Source organism: Brachybacterium sp. GU-2 (assembly GCF_030866705.2).
Taxonomy (GTDB): Bacteria; Actinomycetota; Actinomycetes; order Actinomycetales; family Dermabacteraceae; genus Brachybacterium; species Brachybacterium conglomeratum.
Genome location: NZ_CP133037.2, coordinates 622,768 through 643,179 on the forward strand (window position 1 = coordinate 622,768; position 20,412 = coordinate 643,179).

The 20,412-nt window shown below is 67.0% G+C and carries 16 protein-coding genes and 3 pseudogenes; 15 read left to right on the top strand and 4 right to left on the bottom strand.

Annotation, left to right across the window (positions count from 1 at the left end):
* Positions 1-1,671 carry a cytochrome b gene (locus tag RBL05_RS02915; RefSeq protein WP_010550585.1) on the top strand — a complete coding sequence of 557 codons (1,671 nt, stop codon included), beginning with the start codon at positions 1-3 and terminating at the stop codon, positions 1,669-1,671.
* A 173-nt stretch (positions 1,672-1,844) separates the two neighbouring features.
* On the opposite strand, the gene RBL05_RS02920 is transcribed toward RBL05_RS02915, so the two are convergent.
* On the bottom strand, positions 1,845-2,018 hold the full coding sequence (locus tag RBL05_RS02920; RefSeq protein ID WP_192808033.1) for a hypothetical protein: 174 nt from the start codon (positions 2,016-2,018) through the stop codon (positions 1,845-1,847).
* A 104-nt stretch (positions 2,019-2,122) separates the two neighbouring features.
* A complete protein-coding gene (locus RBL05_RS02925; RefSeq protein ID WP_010550583.1) occupies positions 2,123-3,391 on the bottom strand; it encodes an IS256 family transposase in 1,269 nt (422 codons plus the stop codon).
* 295 nt (positions 3,392-3,686) lie between these two features.
* On the opposite strand from RBL05_RS02925, the gene RBL05_RS02930 reads away from it, so the two are divergent.
* From RBL05_RS02930 to RBL05_RS02945, 4 genes and pseudogenes are all read left to right on the top strand, one after another.
* Positions 3,687-4,025 (top strand): transposase, encoded by a 339-nt coding sequence (locus RBL05_RS02930; protein ID WP_204365790.1) that lies wholly within the window; start codon positions 3,687-3,689, stop codon positions 4,023-4,025.
* A 102-nt stretch (positions 4,026-4,127) separates the two neighbouring features.
* Positions 4,128-5,378 carry an IS256 family transposase gene (locus tag RBL05_RS02935; RefSeq protein WP_122940988.1) on the top strand — a complete coding sequence of 417 codons (1,251 nt, stop codon included), beginning with the start codon at positions 4,128-4,130 and terminating at the stop codon, positions 5,376-5,378.
* Between the two features lie 44 nt (positions 5,379-5,422).
* Positions 5,423-6,424: pseudogene (locus tag RBL05_RS02940) on the top strand (IS1380 family transposase); the annotation flags it as partial.
* 182 nt (positions 6,425-6,606) lie between these two features.
* Positions 6,607-6,804, top strand: a pseudogene (locus tag RBL05_RS02945) (IS3 family transposase); the annotation flags it as partial.
* Between the two features lie 224 nt (positions 6,805-7,028).
* Here the strand turns inward: RBL05_RS02945 and RBL05_RS02950 are convergent.
* Positions 7,029-8,371 (bottom strand): annotated as a pseudogene (locus tag RBL05_RS02950) (PepSY-associated TM helix domain-containing protein).
* Positions 8,372-8,416: 45 nt separating this feature from the next.
* On the bottom strand, positions 8,417-8,908 hold the full coding sequence (locus RBL05_RS02955) for a DUF5134 domain-containing protein (protein WP_318604071.1): 492 nt from the start codon (positions 8,906-8,908) through the stop codon (positions 8,417-8,419).
* A gap of 292 nt (positions 8,909-9,200) precedes the next feature.
* Between RBL05_RS02955 and RBL05_RS02960 the strand changes: the two genes are divergently transcribed.
* The 10 genes from RBL05_RS02960 to RBL05_RS03005 all read left to right on the top strand — a co-directional run bounded on the left by RBL05_RS02960 (position 9,201) and on the right by RBL05_RS03005 (position 20,153).
* Complete coding sequence (locus RBL05_RS02960) at positions 9,201-9,536, top strand: BlaI/MecI/CopY family transcriptional regulator (RefSeq protein WP_234695669.1); 336 nt, start codon at positions 9,201-9,203, stop codon at positions 9,534-9,536.
* On the top strand, positions 9,536-10,384 hold the full coding sequence (locus RBL05_RS02965) for a hypothetical protein (protein WP_010552343.1): 849 nt from the start codon (positions 9,536-9,538) through the stop codon (positions 10,382-10,384). The genes RBL05_RS02960 and RBL05_RS02965 overlap by 1 nt, the downstream gene beginning before the upstream one ends.
* A 78-nt stretch (positions 10,385-10,462) precedes the next feature.
* Positions 10,463-12,397 (top strand): cytochrome c oxidase assembly protein, encoded by a 1,935-nt coding sequence (locus RBL05_RS02970; protein WP_100199821.1) that lies wholly within the window; start codon positions 10,463-10,465, stop codon positions 12,395-12,397.
* Positions 12,394-14,667, top strand: a complete 2,274-nt coding sequence (locus RBL05_RS02975) for a heavy metal translocating P-type ATPase (RefSeq protein ID WP_010552341.1) — start codon at positions 12,394-12,396, stop codon at positions 14,665-14,667. The genes RBL05_RS02970 and RBL05_RS02975 overlap by 4 nt, the downstream gene beginning before the upstream one ends.
* A 207-nt stretch (positions 14,668-14,874) precedes the next feature.
* A complete protein-coding gene (cmtR, locus tag RBL05_RS02980; RefSeq protein ID WP_010552340.1) occupies positions 14,875-15,252 on the top strand; it encodes a Cd(II)/Pb(II)-sensing metalloregulatory transcriptional regulator CmtR in 378 nt (125 codons plus the stop codon).
* Between the two features lie 407 nt (positions 15,253-15,659).
* Positions 15,660-17,387, top strand: coding sequence for a heavy metal translocating P-type ATPase (locus RBL05_RS02985; protein WP_306609766.1), 1,728 nt, complete (start codon positions 15,660-15,662; stop codon positions 17,385-17,387).
* Positions 17,366-18,016, top strand: coding sequence for a DsbA family protein (locus RBL05_RS02990; RefSeq protein ID WP_010552338.1), 651 nt, complete (start codon positions 17,366-17,368; stop codon positions 18,014-18,016). Before RBL05_RS02985 ends, RBL05_RS02990 begins: the two co-directional genes overlap by 22 nt.
* A gap of 4 nt (positions 18,017-18,020) precedes the next feature.
* Positions 18,021-18,668 (top strand): vitamin K epoxide reductase family protein, encoded by a 648-nt coding sequence (locus tag RBL05_RS02995; protein WP_412523778.1) that lies wholly within the window; start codon positions 18,021-18,023, stop codon positions 18,666-18,668.
* Between the two features lie 49 nt (positions 18,669-18,717).
* Positions 18,718-19,317: a TlpA family protein disulfide reductase gene (locus tag RBL05_RS03000; protein ID WP_010552336.1), complete on the top strand. Its 600-nt coding sequence runs from the start codon at positions 18,718-18,720 to the stop codon at positions 19,315-19,317.
* Complete coding sequence (locus tag RBL05_RS03005; RefSeq protein ID WP_029361016.1) at positions 19,314-20,153, top strand: cytochrome c biogenesis CcdA family protein; 840 nt, start codon at positions 19,314-19,316, stop codon at positions 20,151-20,153. Before RBL05_RS03000 ends, RBL05_RS03005 begins: the two co-directional genes overlap by 4 nt.
* Positions 20,154-20,412: the final 259 nt, after the last annotated feature.

Sequence of the window (20,412 nt, forward strand, 5' to 3'; positions counted from 1 at the left end):
ATGACGACCACGACTCCCAGCTCCCGGAAGCAGTCTTCCGACGACTCCCGCCTGCTCAAGCTCGGCGCGGTGGGCGGAGACTTCCTCGACCAGCGCCTCTCCGGCGCCGGCTTCGTGAAGTTCTTCGCGCGCAAGGTCTTCCCGGACCACTGGTCCTTCATGTTCGGCGAGATGGCGCTGTACAGCTTCGTCATCCTGCTGATCTCCGGCGTCTTCCTGACGATGTTCTTCGACCCCTCCATGGAGGAGGTCATCTACAACGGCCCGTACGAGGCGCTCCAGGGCGCCACGGTCTCCCGCGCCTTCGAGTCGACGATGGAGATCGCCTTCGAGGTGAAGGGCGGACTGCTGTTCCGCCAGATGCACCACTGGGCGGCGCTCGTGTTCATGGTCTCGATCTTCGTGCACATGTTCCGCGTCTTCTTCACCGGCGCCTTCCGCAAGCCCCGCGAGCTCAACTGGCTCATCGGCTTCTCGCTGATGATCCTGGGCATGGCGGCCGGCTTCTCCGGCTACTCGCTCCCGGACGACGTGCTCTCCGGCAACGGCCTGCGCATCGCCGATGGGCTGATGAAGGCGATCCCGATCGTCGGCACCTACCTGTCGATGCTGCTCTTCGGCGGCGAGTTCCCGGGCACGGACATCATCCCGCGCCTGTTCACGATCCACATCCTGCTCGTGCCTGCTGCGATCCTCGGACTCATCGCGATCCACCTCGTGCTCGTGGTCGTGCACAAGCACACCCAGTACGCGGGCCCGGGCCGCACGAACCGCAACGTGGTCGGGCACCCGGTCCTGCCGGTGTTCGGAGCGAAGGCCGGCGGCTTCTTCTTCCTCGTCTTCGGCATCATCACGCTGATCTCGGCGACCACGTCGATCAACGCGATGTGGGTCTACGGCCCGTACGACCCCTCCCCCGTCTCGGCCGGCTCGCAGCCGGACTGGTACATGCTCTGGACCGACGGTGGCCTCCGCCTCATCCCGGGCTGGGAGATCACGGTCTTCGGGTACGTCCTCTCGCTGAACATGCTGATCCCGATGGCGATCTACGGCGCGATGCTGGCGTTCCTCGCCCTGTTCCCCTTCATCGAGGCCTGGGTCACCGGTGACGATCGCGAGCACCACCTCGCGGACAAGCCGTACAACGCGCCGGTGCGCACCGGCATCGGCGTCGCCTGGATCGTCTCGTACCTGATCCTCGCGCTGGCGGCGACCAACGACCTGATCGCGATCGCCCTGCAGCTCTCGATCAACGACCTCACCTGGCTGTTCCGTGTGTCGTTCTTCGTGGCCCCGGTGCTCGCCTTCTACATCACGAAGCGCCTGTGCCTCTCGATCCAGCGTCAGAAGCGCGATCTCGTGCTGCACGGCCGGGAGACCTCCCGCATCGTCCGCACCGGCTCCGGTGACATGATCGAGATCCACGAGCCGCTGGACGAGTACGAGCGCTGGGAGCTCGTCGCCCACGACGACTACCGTCCGCTCAAGGCGGGCAAGGGAGTCTCCTCCCTGCGTGCCAAGGCCACCAGCTTCTTCTTCAAGGACCGCATCGAGCCGGTCACCCCGGCGTCGCTCCGCGAGGCGCTCGAGCATGCCGGCCACGAGAAGCACGTCATCGACGAGGCCACGGGCGGCGACTACCGCACCCCGGCCGAGAAGGTCGTGCACTGACCGTTCACTGACCACCGCAGCGGAGTACGCGAGAAGGGCCCCGAAGATCGATCTTCGGGGCTCTTCCCTGTGTGCTGCGGGAGGAGTCGCTCGGCGGAGCGCGTACGCACGTCGGCGGGCACGGGCTCGGACCGTCCTAATCTGCCGAGCCCCCGTCGGCGGTGGGTGCACCGTCAGTGCATCAGGCGACTGCGCCGCATTCCCCCATCGCCCCGCTCCCCGCGACCTGCGACGGCGTCGACGAGATAGCGGGCGGTGATCAGACCGAGGCGCCGCTCGGCACGGCGGAGGGCGCGCAGCGAGCGCAACGGGCTCCGGGCGGCGTCCAGTCTGTCCTTGGTGAGCACGTCACGAGCCCAGGCGACGGCATGCTCCTCCCCCTCGGCGCTGTGGAAGAGCTGCGCTAGCTGCGCTCATCCCGGTCAAGTCCCGTTGTGTGGTGGCTTTTGGGTCAGGCGGTCATGAGGAGCCGGCTGGTGGTCTCGGGGGTGTCGTTGGTGAGCATGTCGGCGAGTCGGCGTAGGGAGATGTCGCTGATGTAGCGGCGTTCGCCGTATTGCCATTCCTCGTGCTGGTCCTGGAGGACTGCGCCGACGAGTCTGGTCGCAGAGTCCCGGTTCGGGAAGATCTGGACGACGTCTGCTCGGCGCTTGATCTCCCTGTTCACCCGCTCGATGGGGTTGTTCGACCAGATCTTTCGCCAGTGCTCGATGGGGAACGCCGCGAATGCGGTCAGGTCTGCCTCGGCGTCCTTGAGCATGGCCGCGATCTTCGGGAAGGAGGCCTCGAGCGAGGCCGTGACCTGCTGATAGGCCTCGCGGACCGTTTCCGGGCTGGTCTGGGCGAAGATCGTGGAGACCAGGGCGTTGACGGGCTTGGAGCGCGCCGAGCCGAGCGCCTGGGTGATGTTGCGTGCGAAGTGGACCCGGCAGCGCTGCCATGACGCTCCCGGAAGCACTGCCTTGATCGCATGCTTCAGCCCCGCGTGCGCGTCACTGGTCACCAGCAGCACGCCTTCCGGTGCGGCGGGGGTGGAGACCCTCAACCCGCGTTCGCGCAGGCTGCGGAGGAACTCGGTCCAGAAGCCGGTGGTCTCCGCGTCACCGATCGCCATCCCGAGCACTTCTCGGTGACCGGTCGCGGCCACGCCCGTGGCGACGACGACGGCTTGGGAGACGACCCGGCCGCCCTGGCGGATGTCGAGATAGGTCGCGTCCAGGAACAAGTAGGGGAACCAAGTGTGGTCCAGGCGGCGGTGGAGGAACTCCGCGACGACCTCGTCGATCTCGCCGCAGATCCTCGAGACCTGGGACTTGCTGATCCCGGACTCGTTGCCCAGCGCCCGCACGAGGTCCTCGACCTTCCTGGTGGAGACGCCGTCGATCCAGGCCGTGCAGATCACCGCCCAGAGCGCTTTGTCGACCCGGCGACGAGGATGCAGCAGCGCGGGATAAAACGAGCCGGCCCTTAGCTTCGGGATCGCCAGATCCAGCTCTCCCGCCGGGGTAGCCAGGCGCTTTGCCCTGGTGCAATTGCGACGGGTCGAGCGGGACGGGGAACGTTCGTAACGCTCCGCACCGATCTTGACGGACGCTTCGGCATCGATGAGGTCCTGGAGTCCGGCCTGGAGAAGCCGGCGGAACAGCTCCTCATGAGCGAGGTCGGGGTCCTGGAGCAGTTCACTGACGAGGGTCGAGAGTGCAGACTGGTGGTGGGTCATCGCGGGTCCCTATTTCTTGGTCGATTTGGGAGGTCCCGCGATGACCCTTCATCGCCTACCAGCAGCTCCACGCCACCCCGGGATTGCCACCACGCTAACCTCGGGCTTTCATCGTTGAGGTGTCCGAGGGGCGGGTCGGGATGGGTGAAGGTGCTCCTGAGCTGGAAGAATAGGGCTTGTCTAGAGTCCAGTTCGTCGCAGTTCAAGGAGCACCTTCAGGGTGAAAACTACCGGGTTGTATCCACGTCCTCATGTTGACGTCGCGCCGGTGTCCGCGGTCGGTCAGGCCGGCGGTATGTTGCTGACCGAGACCGTCCGCGCGACGGGTCTGGTTGCCGAGCTGTCGAGGGCGCTGGCGCCGTGGCGGAAGCAGTTCTCGCGTCATGATCCGGGGAAGATCCTCACGGATCTCGCGCTCATGCTCGCGGTCGGTGGAGACTGCCTGGCCGACGTCGCGACGCTCCGAGCGGAGCCGGATGTGTATGGACCCGTGGCCTCGGATCCGACAATCTCCAGGCTGCTCACGACCCTGGCCGGTGACGTCGACAAGGTCGAACAGGCCATCAGCGGCGCCCGTCGCAGAGCCCGTAAGAACGCTTGGGCCCTGGCCGGCGATCAGTTGAGTCCCGCATAGTGGTGTAGCGCGGTGGCCCCGTGATCGTCTCGGACGTGGGCGCGGCCACCGTGTGATCCTTCGAGTGAACCTTCCACAGCACTCTCGAACGGAGTCATCACGATGACCGCACCCCATATTGTCGACCCTTCCGGCCTGCTTGGTGAAGCCCTGGCCGAGGCGTCCCCGGATCTGATGCGCAGCCTGCTCCAGGACGTGATCAATACCCTGCTCTCCGCGGACGCTGATGCCGTTGCCGGCGCGGAGTACGGCCGCCCCAGCAGCGGCCGGGTCGCGCAGCGCAACGGCTACCGCCACCGCGACCTCGACACCCGAGTTGGCACGATCGACGTCGCAGTCCCCAAGCTCCGCACCGGCACCTACTTCCCCGACTGGCTGCTCGAGCGGCGCAAACGCGCCGAGTCCGCGCTGATCACGGTCGTTGCAGACTGCTACCTCGCCGGCGTCTCCACCCGCCGCATGGACAAGCTCGTGAAGACTCTCGGCATCAACTCGCTCTCGAAGTCGCAGGTCAGCAGGATGGCGGAGTCGTTGGACGAGCACGTCGAGCAGTTCCGCCACCGCCCCCTGGACGAGGCCGGGCCGTTCACGTTCGTCTCCGCCGACGCCCTGACCATGAAAGTGCGTGAGGGCGGGCGCGTGACCAACGCCGTCGTCCTGCTCGCCACCGGCGTCAACGGAGACGGGCACCGCGAGGTCCTGGGAATGAGGGTCGCGACCAGCGAGACCGGAGCGGCCTGGAACAGCTTCTTCGCTGACCTCGTCGCTCGCGGCCTCGCCGGAGTCCGCCTGGTCACCAGCGACGCGCACGCCGGCCTAGTCGAGGCGATCGCTGCGCACCTGCCTGGCGCGGCCTGGCAGCGGTGCCGCACCCACTACGCCGCGAACCTCATGGCCGTGACGCCGAAGAGCATGTGGCCGGCGGTGAAAGCGATGCTGCACAGCGTCTATGACCAGCCCGACGCAGCAGCGGTGAACGGCCAGTTCGAGCGGCTGCTGGACTACGTCAGCGAGAAGCTCCCGGCCGTGGCCGACCACCTCGACGCGGCCCGCGCCGATCTCCTCGCGTTCACGGCGTTCCCGAAAGACGTGTGGGTCCAGATCTGGTCGAACAACCCCACCGAACGGCTGAACAAGGAGATCCGCCGCCGCACCGACTCCGTGGGGATCTTCCCGACCCGCGAAGCGATCGTCCGCCTCGTCGGCGCGGTCCTGGCCGAACAGACCGACGAGTGGGCCGAAGGACGCCGCTACCTCGGCCTCGACGTCCTCGCCCGCTGCCGCCTCAGCATCGTCCCCGACACCAGCCCCGAGGAGGTCGCCACCGACGCCCTGCCCGCCCTCACCGCCTGACCAATCAGCGAAGGATCGCTACACCACTTCCAGGGACTTGACCCGGCGATCATGCGCCTGGCGCTGGCGCGACGGCAAAGAATCCCCTGGTCATAGACCTGGACGCATCGCTGGTGACGTCTCACAGCGAGAAGGAATTCGCGCGGCCAACGTTCAAGAAGGGCTTCGGATTCCATCCGTTGCTCGCGTTCGTCGACCATGGCACCGACGGGTCCGGGGAGATGCTGACCTGCCTCCTGCGTCCCGGGAATGCTGGCTCGAACACCGCAGCGGACCATAAGAGCGTGATCGCCGATGCACTGACGCAGGTGGGGATGGGATCCCGGCCGGGGCGGAAGGTGCTGGTCCGGATCGATGGGGCCGGCGGGACGAAGAAGACGCTCCAGGAGCTGGTGAAGCGGCGGGTCTCGTACTCGGTCGGGTTCACCTTGCCCGCGAACACGCCGGAGCTGTTCGGCCTGATCCCCAAGCACGTCTGGGAACCCGCCTACAACTCTGATGGCGAGGTGCGGGAGGGAGCGGACGTCGCTGAACTGACCAGGCTGCTCGATCTTGATGAGGACTGGCCGGAGGGGATGCGAGTGATTGTCCGTCGCGAGCGCCCGCATCCCGGTGCTCAGCTACGGTTCGATGACGTCGATGGATACCGGCTCACGGCGTTCGCGACCAACACCACGCAAGGTCAGCTGGCGGACCTCGAAGTCCGGCACCGCCGCCGTGCCCGCTGCGAGGACAGGATCCGCGTCGCGAAGGATATGGGCCTGCGGAACCTGCCCCTGACGTCCTTCGCGCAGAACCGGATCTGGTGCCAGATCGTGGCTCTGGCCAGCGAGATCACTGCCTGGATGGGGCTGCTCGGCTACGCCGACCAGCCCGCTCGGCGGTGGGAGCCCAAGCGTTTGCGCCACCGCCTGTTCCAGATCCCCGCGGCTATCGCACGTCATGCCCGTCAGCGGGTCCTGCACCTCTCGGACCGGTCGATCTGGGCCGGGATCGTCCAGGCCGGCCACGCCCGCCTCGCTGACTTGCGCGCCCCCGCTGGATAGACCCCGCGACTCGTCACTGACCACCCTCCCGGAGGACCTCTGGCACTGGACGCCCGACCACCGCGACCGACACGCGGCGGACCGTCACACCCCGATGCCAGAATCAGCTACGGACATCGGCCACGACGCCCGACACTGCCGCTCAGCAGCACCGTGAAAGATCGAGGCTAAGGGACACACCCATGGAATCCTTCTTCGCACTGCTCCAGAAGAACGTCTTGGATCGAAAGCGCTGGAGGACCAGAGAGGAACTGCGGATCGCGATCATCACCTGGATCGAGCGGACCTACCACCGTCGTCGCCGACAGGCCCGCCTGAGCCGATTGACCCCTATCGAGTACGAGACCATCATGAACCCGACCGTCAGACTGGCGGCCTAACCCCAGCTGACACCTGATCGCGCATCAGTCCCGGTACTCCTGGAGGTGCTCCCTGACGAGCCGAACGCACCTCGCGCGCAGCTGGGGATCGATCTTCCACGGGTGCCTGTCCATCCTTCCGGACTCAAACAGCAGCGGCACCAGACCTGGGCCGATTCACTGTGAGATCCCCTCAGACTGCGGATGGGGCGTGCGGACTACGTCCTAACGCGCCGGGAGCGAGCTCATGCGGACTCATTCTTTCTCGCGCTGTCCATTCCCGGGACGATCCTTCGGGTGAGGTCGAGCGCGATGAAGGCGAGGAGCGTGACTCCGAGGAGGGGGAGGGCGAGGCCGACGACCGCAGCGATCGCGATGAGGATGCCGTAGGCCGCCGCGGTGTCGACGCGACGACCGAGAGGGCGAGGGAGGCCTGTGCGTGGCGGCTTGGGGCGGCGTCGCCACCACATGCGGTACCCGATCACGATGAGCGCGATTACCGCACCGGCGATGGCGATGAGCAGGAGCTGGTTGGGCCAGCCGAAAAGGATGCCCATGTGGAAGGAAATCCCAGCTTCGGCGAGCTTCCCGGCAACGGGCCAGTCGGCGAAGCGCACGCTCCCGACGACAGCTTCGGAGGTGGGGTCGATCGCCATGGAGTCCTGCTTCAGGGGCCATGATCGCTGCACCTGGGAGACGAGCCACGCTCCTCCGTCGGTGCTGGGGGTGATCGCTACCGGGTCGGTCAGGCCCTCTTGGCGGGCCGCCTCGAGCACGCTCTGCGCGGTGGCAGGCACTTCGGTTTCTGCGATCGGGGTGGTGGTTGCCGCCTCGGAGGAGAGGTAGGGCGTTGACCAGCTCAGGCTCTGGCGCAGTGCGCTGACGTTGCCGCCCGCGAATTGGGACCAGGTCAGTCCGGTGGCGGAGAGGAAGAACGTTCCGATAGCGGCCCAGACGCCGATGGTGGCGTGGAGGCTTATGGAGCGTTGGCGCTGCGGTCCCTTACGCTGGGGCAGGAGGTAGGCGCGTGCAGAGCGAGTGCGGACTTTACGTGTGACCCAGAGGGTGAGTCCGCTGAGGGCGAGGACCCACAGCCAGCTGGCCGCGACTTCGCTGTACCAGCGGCCGGCGTCCCCGAGGTGGAGATTGCGGTGGAGATCGTCGAACCAGGTCCGCAGCGGCAGCCACTCCCCGAAGGTGTTCAGCACGCCGGTCACCTCCCCGGTATAGGGGTCGACGAACGCGGTGAGCTGGCGATCCTCGCGAGCCGAGGGGGAATCGAACGTGACGCGCGTGGTGGACTCGGCATCCTTGGGCGGACGGATCTGCGTGATCGTGCCGTCTGTGACCTCGCTCCGCGCCGCCCGGCCGGGGCACTGGCGTGGAGTTCCTTGTCGTAGACGACCTGTTCGATCTGCGGGGTCAGCGCGTACAGGATCCCGGTCGCCGCGGCGACCAGGAGGAACGGCGCAATGAACAGCCCCACGTAGAAGTGCAGGCGGAGCGTGAGCTCTCGCAGCTCATCGCGCAGTCGGCGCGGGCGAGAGGTGTTGCCACCGGTGGGGCGGGGCGAGGCTTGGGTGGCCATCGGGTCGAGCCTTTCGCTGTGACGGAGAGGTGGCGTGGGCCGGGTTCACATGAGGGCGAGCATGAGCGCCATTCCTGCGGCCATCAGGAGGTGGCAGGCCGAGTGGGCGCGGTGCCCCGGATCGCGGAGCAAGCGCACGAGCCACCACGTGGTGATCACGGCGCTGAGCACGACGGCCCCCCAGTTGACTGCCTCCGCCCAGGCAGGGGCCGGCGCCATCTCCATCGCCATCTCGTCCCCGGTCCCGCCGCCGTGGTGTCCGGCGTGCGCATCGGCGGAGCCGCCCATGGCGTGGCCCATCAGCAGGGGCATCGCCAGCAGCATCCAGATCATCACGGAGTTGAGCACCACGTGGTTAACCACCCCCACGCGCTCACTCACCCCGTGGACAGTGGGGAGGCCGAGCAGCATCACGACGGTGAAGAGCGCGAAGAGGGCGACCTGGATCCAGGTCCCGGCCGTGCCGACCGGCCGCCACACCATCAGCAGCATCGCCAGGCTCATCACGAGATGGTTGACGTGCACCGCCGTCGCCACCGGCCCATGATGGGAGGAATGCACTGACCCAGTGATCACTGCGGCGGAAGCGCCGCGGCTCTGTGCGAGGTGAACTGCGCAGAACACGGCCGTTGCGAGGAAGATGGCGGTCAGCACGAATGACCAGGGAGACTCGATCACAGCACTGGACTCTACAGGAAGTAGAATTAGAGATGTACGGCGACACCCGTGCGCGGTACGGTACTCGGACTGAGGCGTTACACGGGGAGGGAGTGGTGACGAGATGGCGGGAGTGAGGTCTCGATCCTCCGGCGCACTGGAGGCACTGGTGATGCGAGCTTTATGGACTTCCACCGGCTCCCTTAGCGCGAGAGCGATCCAGGCATCTTTTGAGGATCCCGCGCCAGCGCAGACCACGGTTCTGACAGTGCTCTCCCGGCTCGAGGCGAAGGGGATGGTTTCTCGCCGAGCCCGGTCACCTCGGCGCGTGACCTTCGAAGCGGTCGTGAGCAGTGCGCAGGCGCATGCCGCGGACATGGTTGAGGTCCTCGATGACGCTCACGATCGTGAGGATGCGCTGATGGCGTTCACCGACAACCTCTCTGAGTCCGACCTTGATCTGGTGATGGATGCGATCACGTCACGGCGGTCTCGCCGAGGTCGCTGATGGTCTGGACCGTGGTCGGGCCGTTGCTGGCTGGCCTGATTGCATGCCCGCTCTCCGCGTACCTCGTATCCCGTGGGAGGTGGCAGATCCGCCATCCCCGGCGGGCGCTGATGGTGTGGGCCTCGGTTGGTGTTGTTGGGCTGGTCATCGCGATCGCGTCCATTCTCCTGGCGGCCGCGCTCTCCCTGTCGGCGAGCTCCGCGAGCGCTGCGGCCGAGGGGCTTGCTCTCACGTTCATCGCCTGGGCCGGTCTCGAGGGGCTAGGGATCGTGGGATCGCTCGCCCACCTGGGCAGGGTCGATCCCGGCAAGGATGATGACGAGCGGCCGAGCGTCGCGGAAATGCTCTCGCGCCGCCGAACGGACTCCTGGCAGGTCGGCGCTGTTGCCGTGGTCGAGATCGAGGATTCTCGCTATGTCGCGGTGGCCGTCCCGGGCGCGACGCCGTCGATCTTCGTCTCGCGCGCCGTTCGGCACGCGCTTCCGCCCTCCTACCTGTCCGCGGTTCTCGCCCACGAAGCAGCACATCTCGATCAGCTTCACGCGCTGGTGAGGGGGGTCGGAGCGTGGCACGTAGCGTGCCTGCCCAAGAGGTCCCGGCTGCGACGAGAGCTTGCTTCACGGATCATGCTGCTCACCGAGCTGGCGGCCGACGATGTCGCTGCCGAGAAGGTCGGCCCCGCCCATCTGCACGACGCCCTCGTCGCACTCCATCACCTCGCCCCCTCCCGCGAGCTGGAAGTTCGTGCCGCTCGCGTTCGAGCGCTCCACAGGACTTACCCTCTGCCGCAGGGGAGGGTACTGGTGGCTTCCCTTCCGGGGCAGAGACTGCAGCGAAAGCAGCGTTGAGATGCGTGCGGGAGACGTCAGCAACAGCATGAGCGGCCATCTCGTGCTGCGTACTCGACATCTTGTAGATTCGGTGAGGTGAAGCAGAGAGTAGTACTCCTGGCGGTGGGCTCGCTCCTCCTAGCGGCGCTACCCGCGGTGGCAGCGAACCTGCTCAGCGGCCCGGCCGTCTATGAGGACATACACCGGGAGTTCCCCGGGCTCGGGACAGCCGTGGTAGCTGCAGGTCTGCGTGGCGCAGCCGATCTCGCAGCACTGGTCTCCCTGGGCGCCGTCGTCGCGGTGCTGTTTCTGCATCCGCGCTCTATCCGCTCGGCAAGCAGTGTGCGGTTCGGCCCCGACCTGACCCTCCTTACCTGGGCTTCGGGCGCGTGGGTCGTACTGGCGGCGGCGAACGTGATCGTCTCGGCGCCCGAGTCCAACGGCCTCGGGATGGGCCGTCTCTTGGAGCCGGGATCGTTTGGGCCGCTCTACATGTTCGGCTACATGCCCCGGGCATGGACCGTCACACTGGTCGGGGCCCTGGTCCTGTGGCTGTGCTCCTACTGGGGTACACGCTGGACAACGCTGCTGCCGGGTCTGTGGGCGGGAATCGTCGGCGCATTGGCGCCGGTGGTGGTGGGGCAGATCCTCGTCGGCCCGGACCACGACATCGGTGGAGATGCTGGTGCACTTCAGGTCATCGCGGGTGGGGTGTTGCTGGGCCCGATCCTCGTCACTGCGGCATTGCAGGTCATCCGTCATGACGAGGGTGGACGGCTGCCCCTGTTAGTGGGACGCGTTTCCCGCATGGGCTTGGTGGGGGCGGCTGTCGTGCTTGTGACGGAGCTGGTGGTGACGTGGTTCAAGCTCGCCGGCACCACCCCTTGGGGCTCAGTGACCGGTGTCCTCGCTCTAGTGCGTTTGGCGCTGCTGGTCGCGCTCATAGTGGCGCTCGTGGTCATGCAGCGCCGGAGCGTGCACAGGATGGCGGTCCCGGCCCTGCTGATCATCATGTGGGTGGCGATCGGTGCGGCGATGACTCGCATTCCGCCGCCGCAGTACTTCGTGCCCACGAGCATCCCGCAGGTGTTCATGGGGTTCGAAGTCCCGGATGCGCCAACCCTCGGGACGCTGATGAGCACGTGGCGGCTCAACCTGCTGTTCGCCGTCCTCGCGGTCGCCGGTATCGCGTTCTATCTCGCGATGGTGATCGCCCTGCGCCGGCGCGGCACGAGCTGGCCGATCAGCCGCGTGCTGTTGTGGTGCGGCGGCTGGCTGGTCGTCCTCGCGGCCACGAGCTCCGGGTTCGGGAAGTACTCCGCCCCGGACTTCGGCGTGCACATGGTGGTGCATATGAGCCTGTCCATGCTCGCTCCGATCCTCCTGGTCCAGGGCGGGGTGATCACTCTGGTCCTGCGTACCGCGCGCGTGGATCGACGGCGGGCGGGCGTGCACTCCTGGGTGACGCAGATCCTGCACTGGCGACTGCTGCGCGTCCTGTACCACCCGGCGTTCGTGTTCATTATCTTCATCGGCTCCTACTACGGCCTGTACTTCACCCCCCTGTTCGAGACGATGATGAGTGTTCACTGGGCACACCAGCTGATGAACCTCCACTTCCTGGCCACGGGGTACGCGTACTACAGCCTGATCATCGGCGTGGACCGTCCCCCGCGGCCCCTGCCGCACATCGGGAAGCTCGGCTACACCTTCGCTGCGATGCCCTTCCACGCCTTCTTCGGCGTCGCGATCATCTCGGCCCCTTCGTTGTTCGCAGAGAACTACTACCGATCTCTGGCTCTGCCCTGGGCGGACCTCGAGCGCTCCCAGCAGACAGCAGGCGCGGTGGCCTGGGCAGGCGGGGAGATCCCTCTGATCATCGCAATCGTCGCACTGTGCATCCAATGGGCGCGTCAGGACGACAAGGAGGCCCGCCGACGGGATCGGCACCTCGACCGCGGCCTGGACACCGAGTTCGACGCCTACAACGACATGCTCAAGAAACTCTCGGACAGGGAGCGCACACGATGAACCACACCCCCACCGCCCTGGCCGCCCCGCCAGCCCTCTCCCTGGAGGAGCGGTACACCTTCGACATCTCCGGGATGACCTGCGCGGCGTGCGCGAACCGCATCGAGCGGAAGCTCAACAAGCTCGACGGCGTCAGCGCCACCGTCAACTACGCCACCGAGCGCGCCGTCGTCACGGGCATCGCCTCCCCGGCTCAGGCGGTCGAGGTCATCCGCGGCGCCGGCTACGACGCGGCCGAGCACGACGACCAGGACGACGAGTGGTCGCGCCGCGCCAACGAGAATCGCATCGTGACCCTGCGGCGCAGGCTCATCACCGCAGCTTTGCTCACCGTTCCGCTGATGGACCTCACCATCGCCCTCGCACTCGTGGAGCAGTGGCGGTTCCCCGGCTGGGAGCTGCTGTGCGTCCTCCTCGCGGTCCCCGTGGTCACGTGGGCGGCCTGGCCCTTCCACCGGGCCGCCTGGCGGAACCTGCAGAACCGCTCCGTCAGCATGGACACCCTGGTCTCCCTCGGCATCGTCACCTCGTTCGGCTGGGCCCTCGTCGCGATGATCGCCGGGATCGAGCCCAGCGACGGCGTGTGGCTCGGCATCGGAGAGGTCCCCGACGGCGCCAACGCCCTGTACCTCGACGTCGCCGCGGGACTGACGACCTTCCAGCTCGCAGGCCGCTACTTCGAGACCCGCAGCCGGCGCCGCGCCGGCGACGTGCTCAGCGCGCTGTCCGCCCTCGGGGCACGAGAGGCCCGCCGCCGACGAGACGGGGTCGAGACGATGGTGCCGGTCGAGGAGCTCCGCACCGGCGACATCGTGCTCGTACGCCCCGGCGAGACGATCGCCGCCGACGGCCGGGTCATCGAGGGCACCGCCTCCCTCGACACGGGCGCCATGACCGGAGAATCCCTCCACCGCACGGTCGGTCCGGGCGACGAGGTCATCGGCGGCTCCGTCTCCACGGACGGGATCCTCGCCCTCGAGGCGACTCGAGTGGGTGCCCACACACAGCTCGCGCAGATGGCCGCGATCGCAGAGCAAGCGCAGATCCGCAAGGCCCAGGTCCAGCACCTCGTCGACGCGGTGGTGCGCGTGTTCGTCCCCGTCGTCCTCATCCTCACCGTGCTCGTCGCACTCGCCTGGCTCCTCGCCGGCGCTGACGTGTCCACTGCGGTGACCAACGGGATCAGCGTGCTGATCATCGCCTGTCCCTGCGCCCTCGGCCTCGCCACCCCTACCGCGCTCATGGTCGGCGTCGGGCGCGGCGCGCTGCTTGGGGTCCTGGTCAAGGGACAGGACGCGCTGGAAGCCAGCGGCAAGGTCACCACCGTCGTCCTGGACAAGACCGGAACCCTCACGCTCGGCGCCCCGCGCGTCGTCAGCATCCATGCAGACGGGGTCACCGCAGAGCAGCTCATGCGCCTGGCTGCCGGCGTCGAAGCGGCTTCCGAACATGCCGTCGCCGAAGCACTCCGCACCCGCGCCGCGACCATGGTCGCCGACATCCCGACAGCTACCGATCACATCGTTTCCCCCGGCCACGGGATTAGCGCCACGATCGACGGGGAGAGCATCGCTGTCGGCAGCCGGGCCTTCCTGCGCGAGCTCGGCGCCCACGTCGGCGAAGCGCTGGCGCAGACCGTCGCAGATGCCGAAAGGGCAGGGCACTCCACCGCGCTGGTCGCACGGGGCACGGAGGCGATCGGGGTGATCACGCTCTCCGACGTGATGAAGGAGGACGCCGCGGAGGCCGTCGCCGCGCTGCACGAGCTCGGGCTGCGAACTGTACTGCTGACGGGAGACACTCCGGCAGCCGCCGAGCGGGTCGCCGACTCTCTCGGGATCCCGGAAGTCCGTGCCGGCGTCCTCCCCACGGAGAAGGTCGCCGTGATCGAGCAGCTCCAGGACGAGGGGCACCGGGTCGCCATGGTCGGCGACGGCATCAACGACGCTCCCGCCCTCGCGGCCGCCGACCTCGGGCTCGGGATCGTCACCGGCACCGACGTCGCCCTGAAGTCGGCCGACATCATCCTCGTCCGGGATGATCTCTACTCGATCGCCGACGCCATCACCCTCGCCCGCGCCACCCACCGCACCATCCGCACCAACCTGATCTGGGCCTTCGCCTACAACATCGCGGCCATCCCGATCGCCGCCGCCGGTCTGCTGAACCCCCTGATCGCTGCCGCTGCAATGTCCCTCTCCTCCGTCTTCGTGGTCCACAACAGCCTCCGACTCCAGAACGTCACCTCACTCCGGCCGACACGAAGGTAAGGAAGGGCACTAGACCACTCCACCAGATCCGATCATTCATGCGAGTAACCCGCCGCGGTGTACCGTGCTCATCCTGAGAATCGCCCGGCCAAGCTAGAGGGCTGCAGCAACACGGCCATCTACATGAGAACTGCGGCGGCGGGGAGAGAGGTCGCCACTACTGGTCATCGCTTGCTGACTGGTCACTGCACACTGTATGGTCACCGCATGCTGACTATAGCTACGCAGCTCGATGTGATGAATCGGCTTGGCCGCGCCATGGCCGACCCCACGAGATCGCGCATCCTGCTCTTTCTTCTCGATCGTCCGAGCTATCCAGCAGCCCTCGCCGATGAGCTGTCGCTGAGCCGCACGAACGTCTCCAATCACCTCTCCTGCCTGCGTGGATGCGGGATCGTGGTGGCGACACCTGAGGGTCGGCGCACCCGCTACGAGATCGCCGATGGGCACCTCTCCCGGGCGCTTTCCGCGCTGGTCGAGACCGTGCTCGCCGTCGACGACGGCGCCCCTTGCACCGACTCGGACTGTGACGTCCCTCTGTGCTGCAACTCCCCTATCCCCGCCGCTGAGGAGATCGCCAGATGAGCGATGAGTGCTGCGGCCCCGCCCGTCCCGCTGCTACTACCCGGACTCCGCTTGCTTTCTCACCACCTCCGGCCCCCGATGGGGAACCCTGCTGCGGCCCCGCAACGGCGTCGCAACCAGCGGAGGACGGGGATGCGTGCTGTGGGAGCACTGCCCCGGCACCAATCGGCGAGCCGCTTGAGGTAGAGCGTTCGACGCCTTGGTGGCGCGACCGCTCCCTTCTGCTTCCCGTTACTGCCGGGGTCCTGTGGGTCGCCGGTCTGCTAATCGACTGGGCGAACTTCGAGCTGGCGGCCCTGGTCGTGCATGTCCTGGCCCTCCTTGCCGGGGCCTGGACGTTCGTGCCCGGCACGTTGCGGCGCCTTGTGCAGGGTCGCGGCCGGGGCCGGCTTGGTGTGGGTCTGCTGATGACGATCGCTGCAAGCGGGGCTGTGCTGCTCGGTCACGTCGGTGAGGCGGCGGCTCTCGCGTTCCTGTTCTCCCTGGCCGAGGCGCTCGAGGACCGTTCGATGGACCGTGCGAAGCAGGGTCTCCGCGCGTTGCTCGCCCTGATGCCGGAGACCGCCCGGGTCCGGCGGCCCGACGGGCCTCGGACCGTTCCCGCCGCAGAGGTCAGCGCCGGGGATGTGCTCCTGCTGGGTGCCGGCGATCGCGTGGCCACTGACGGCGTTGTCGAGACCGGTCGCTCATGGGTGGACACCTCGGCGATCACTGGGGAATCCATCCCCGTCGAGGTGGGGCCCGGGGATGAAGTTCATGCCGGCTCCGTGAACGGCTCCGGCTCGATCTCGCTACGGGCCACGGCAGACGGACGCGACAACTCCCTCACCCAGATCGTGCGCCTGGTCGACCAGGCCCACGCCGCCAAGGGCGAGCGGGCACGCCTCGCCGACCGCATCGCTCGGCCCCTGGTTCCCACGGTGCTCGTGGTCGCCGTGCTCGTCGCCCTCGTCGGCGTCGTCACAGGTGATCCGATGACCTGGGTCGAACGCGCTCTGGTGGTGCTGGTGGCCGCTTCTCCCTGCGCTCTCGCGATCGCCGTCCCGGTGACCGTCATTTCCTCGATCGGCTCTGCCAGCAAGCTCGGTGTGGTCATCAAGTCCGGCGCCGCTTTCGAGCAGCTCGGCACGATCCGCACCGTGGCCCTGGACAAGACAGGCACCCTCACCCGCAACCAGCCGTGCGTAGTGGATGTCGCCGTCACCGAGGGGCACAGCGATCTTGATGTTCTCGCAATCGCCGCGGCACTTGAGTCCGTCAGCACCCACCCGCTGGCCACCGCAATCCTCACTGCCGCTTCCGGTTCGTCGGTGCAGGCCGACGACGTCCAGGAGATTCCCGGTCACGGCATCACCGGCACGATCCGGGGAGGCGTGGTGCGCGCGGGAAGTCCTCGCTGGATCACCCCAGGTGCTCTCGGGGACCAGACTCGAGACATGGCCTCCCAGGGCATGAGCGTGGTCATGGTCGAGGAGGACTCCCAGGTGATCGGCGCGATCGGGATCCGCGACGAGTTGCGCGCTGATGCGGCCGAGGCCGTTGCCGCCCTGCACGCCCAGGGGATCCGCACCGTGATGCTCACCGGCGACAATGAGCTGACGGCCCGGGCGATCGCCGCAGAAGCCGGGATCGACGAGGTCCACGCAGAGCAGCTGCCCACCGATAAGGCCTCCCATATCCGCCATCTGACCGCACAGAGCCCAACCGCGATGATCGGCGACGGCATCAACGATGCTCCCGCGCTCGCTTCAGCAAGCGTCGGCATCGCCATGGGAGTGACCGGGACGGCCGCTGCGGTGGAGTCGGCCGACGTCGCGTTCACCGGCACGGACCTGCGCCAGCTCCCCGCAGCCTTGGCCCATGCTCGTCGGGGACGTCGCATCATGACGGGGAACATCGGCCTCGCGCTGGCGATCATCGTGGTGCTGTTCCCGCTGGCCCTCTTCGGAGTGCTGGGACTCGCTGCCGTGGTGCTTGTGCACGAGGTGGCCGAGGTGGTCGTCATCGCGAACGGCATGCGCGCCGCGCGGGCCGAGGGAGTGCACTCGCAGGGGACACCCAGCCGCGCCGGGCAGGATAACCGCGAGACGCCCCCCACCCGAGAGGCCGCCGAATGCGCCGCAGCACAAAACTGACCATCGGACTGCTTGCCGTCGCGGCGCTGATGCTCGCGGGATTCCTCATCGTCCCCGACACCGGGCGCGACACGACAGCGGATGAAGACGCGTCGGATGCACCGACCTCTCAGCTCGTTCGAGAGGACAGCCCCCGACTCTCGGAGGGAAGCAGCGACGTCGTCTTCGTGGAGTACCTCGATTTCGAGTGCGAAGCATGCCTTTCCCTGTACCCCACCGTCGAGGAGCTCCGCGCCGAGTATGGAGACCGTGTCACCTTTGTGGTGCGGTACCTGCCACTGCATGGAAACTCTGTCGAGGCTGCCCAGGCCGCGGAGGCTGCGAAGGAGCAGGGCGAGTTCGAGGCGATGTACAAGGCCCTGTTCGACAATGCTACCGAGTGGGGACACCAGGAGACGTCCCAGCGTGAACTCTTCTTCTCCTACGCGGAGGAGATCGGGCTGGACATGGAGCGGTTCGAGCAGGTCTACGACGACCCCGCCACGACCCAGCGCATTGAACAGAGCGCCGCGGACGCCGAGGCTCTCGGCGTGACCGGCACCCCCACGTTCTTCGTCGACGGGAAGCCGCTGGAGCCCACCCGTGTCGAGGACCTCACGAACCCTCTCGATACCGCTCTCGAGGGCTGAGGCGGTGTCGACCGCGTCTGGCGCCGGAGAGGCGTCACGGGGGGACATCGTGACCGATGCAGAAACTCGGCCGCGCCTCGGTCTCGGCCTGTTGTTCACGATCACCGGGGGAATAGGCCTGGTGATGGCCGTCGTGCTGCTGGTCGAGAAGATCGCGCTGATCGAGGACCCCGCCTACGTCCCCTCCTGCAGCCTCAACCCGGTCCTGTCCTGCGGATCAGTGATGTCCACCCCTCAGGCCTCGGCCTTCGGCATTCCCAATCCGATCCTCGGCATCGCCGGATTCTCCGCCGTCTTGGCCCTAGGCACAGCTTTCCTGGCTGGTGCCCGCATGGCGCGCTGGATGAGCGTGGTCATTCAGGTCGGTGTCACGTTCGCGATGCTGTTCGTGCATTGGCTGATCGGCCAGAGCCTGTACGAGATCGGGGCGCTATGCCCCTACTGCATGGTCGTGTGGGCGGTGACGATCCCCCTGTTCTGGTTCACCACCCTCCACCACCTGCGCCGCTGGACCCGCGGGGCCGCACCCGTCACGCGTCGAACCGTTTCGCTACTGATCGAGTTCCGGCTCCCGGTGCTCGTGGCCTGGTACCTCGTGATCTTGTCTCTCATCGCAATGGGATTCTGGGACTACTGGTCCACGGTGCTCTGACCCCTCCCCACTCATCTGTCCGTCCCCCTCGACCGGAAGGAGTACGTCCATGCGCTCCCGCTCTCGGCGGCAGCTGCTCCATGCCACAGGGCTCGCTGCAGCCATCGGCCTGGCCACGGCCTGCAGCAGCGAGGACACCAGCGACCGCTACGACTCCGAGAACTCCGGATACGTCTCCGGCAACGGTGTCACCACAGAGATCGCTCCCGCCGACCGTACGGAGCCAGTGGAGTTCTCCGGGACCACCTACGACGGCGACGAGTTCGACTCGATCGAGCACCTCGGCAACGTGCTCGTGGTGAACGTATGGTATGCCTCCTGCCCACCGTGCCGGGTCGAGGCACCTGACCTCCAAGCCATCCATGAGGAGTACACCGACCAGGGCGTCGTATTCATCGGCATCAACCTCCGCGACGAGGCGGGGCCCGCCCAGGCCTTCGAGGAGAACTACGGCATCACCTACCCCTCAATCCCCGATCAGCAGTCCGAGATCCTGTACCAGCTTCGTGGACATGTCGCACCCAATGCCGTCCCCACGACCCTCGTCCTCGATCACGATGGGCGGGTCGCTGGCCGGATCTCCGGAGCGATCGATCCCTCGATCCTGCGTGCGATGCTCGACGGCGTTCTCGAAGAGGCTGCCGAGTGAGCGGGGGCGGACTCGCTGAGACCTTCCAGTCGATCGCCCTGTCGGGCTCTCTCATGCTGGCAGTCGCGGTGGCGGCGATCGCGGGACTGATCGCGTTCCTCTCACCGTGCGTGCTGCCAATCGTGCCCGGCTACCTCGGCTACGTCTCCGGGCTCGCGGGCCAGAACACGGGGATATCTGCATCACCCCGCAAGGATCCAGGTACTGGCCGGAAAACCGCTCGAGGTGAGGCTTACCGAGCGGGAACTGGACGAATGCTGGGAGGCAGCGCTCTATTTGTTGCGGGATTCACAGTAGTTTTCATGGCTCTCGGCGGATTCGCCGGGGCGATGGGATACCTGCTTCAAGCTCACGCCGAATGGATCAACCGCATCGCCGGCCTCATCGTCATCTTCATGGGAATCATTTTCATGGGTGCCCTGCCTCGGTTTTCAGGGAACATCCGGGTCACGAAGAGACGGCCCGACGCAGGCCTCCTGGGCGCCCCGCTGCTCGGGTTCGTCTTCGGGCTCAGCTGGACCCCGTGCATCGGCCCCACGTACGCCGCGATCATCGCCCTCTCCCTCGACTCAGGAGCAGAGGGCTCCGGAGCGACACGCGGTGCCGTCCTAGCTCTCGCGTACTCCCTTGGCCTAGGCATCCCCTTCGTGATCAGCGCCCTCCTTCTCGACAAGGCGATGGGCGTGAGCAGGGCCCTTTCGCGACACCGACGACTCCTCGGGATTCTCTCCGGCGCGCTGTTGATCACCATCGGACTCCTTCTTCTCACCGGGACGTGGGCCACCTGGATGGATCACCTGCAAGGCTCCATCGCCACGTTCCAGCCAGCCGTGTGAACCCCGCGGAGCCTTTGGCGCCACCTGCCGAGAACGTTTCGCAGTACAGAGCCCGGGCGTCGGACGACCGACGTGACACACACACCACCGAGACGCCGGACTCAAGTAAAGAGAACGTATGGAGACTCGGGCCGATGCGTCCTCGGTTCAAGAACTGGTGAAGTCATCAGCCAAGGTCTCCCTCGAGTGTTCCCCAAGCCCGCGCCCGTCGGTATGTTGGTCTTACCGGTTACGAGGTACGAGAGTTTCTTCCCGATAC

Coding starts and splice junctions, on each gene's coding strand:
- RBL05_RS03000 (WP_010552336.1), top strand. CDS start 18,718: ATGCGCTCCCGCTCTCGGCGGCAGCTGCTCCATGCCACAGGGCTCGCT.
- RBL05_RS02930 (WP_204365790.1), top strand. CDS start 3,687: ATGTTGCTGACCGAGACCGTCCGCGCGACGGGTCTGGTTGCCGAGCTG.
- RBL05_RS02915 (WP_010550585.1), top strand. CDS start 1: ATGACGACCACGACTCCCAGCTCCCGGAAGCAGTCTTCCGACGACTCC.
- RBL05_RS02960 (WP_234695669.1), top strand. CDS start 9,201: ATGCGAGCTTTATGGACTTCCACCGGCTCCCTTAGCGCGAGAGCGATC.
- RBL05_RS02990 (WP_010552338.1), top strand. CDS start 17,366: ATGCGCCGCAGCACAAAACTGACCATCGGACTGCTTGCCGTCGCGGCG.
- RBL05_RS02925 (WP_010550583.1), bottom strand. CDS start 3,391: ATGACCCACCACCAGTCTGCACTCTCGACCCTCGTCAGTGAACTGCTC.
- RBL05_RS02935 (WP_122940988.1), top strand. CDS start 4,128: ATGACCGCACCCCATATTGTCGACCCTTCCGGCCTGCTTGGTGAAGCC.
- RBL05_RS02985 (WP_306609766.1), top strand. CDS start 15,660: ATGACGATCGCTGCAAGCGGGGCTGTGCTGCTCGGTCACGTCGGTGAG.
- RBL05_RS02965 (WP_010552343.1), top strand. CDS start 9,536: ATGGTCTGGACCGTGGTCGGGCCGTTGCTGGCTGGCCTGATTGCATGC.
- RBL05_RS02975 (WP_010552341.1), top strand. CDS start 12,394: ATGAACCACACCCCCACCGCCCTGGCCGCCCCGCCAGCCCTCTCCCTG.
- cmtR (WP_010552340.1), top strand. CDS start 14,875: ATGCTGACTATAGCTACGCAGCTCGATGTGATGAATCGGCTTGGCCGC.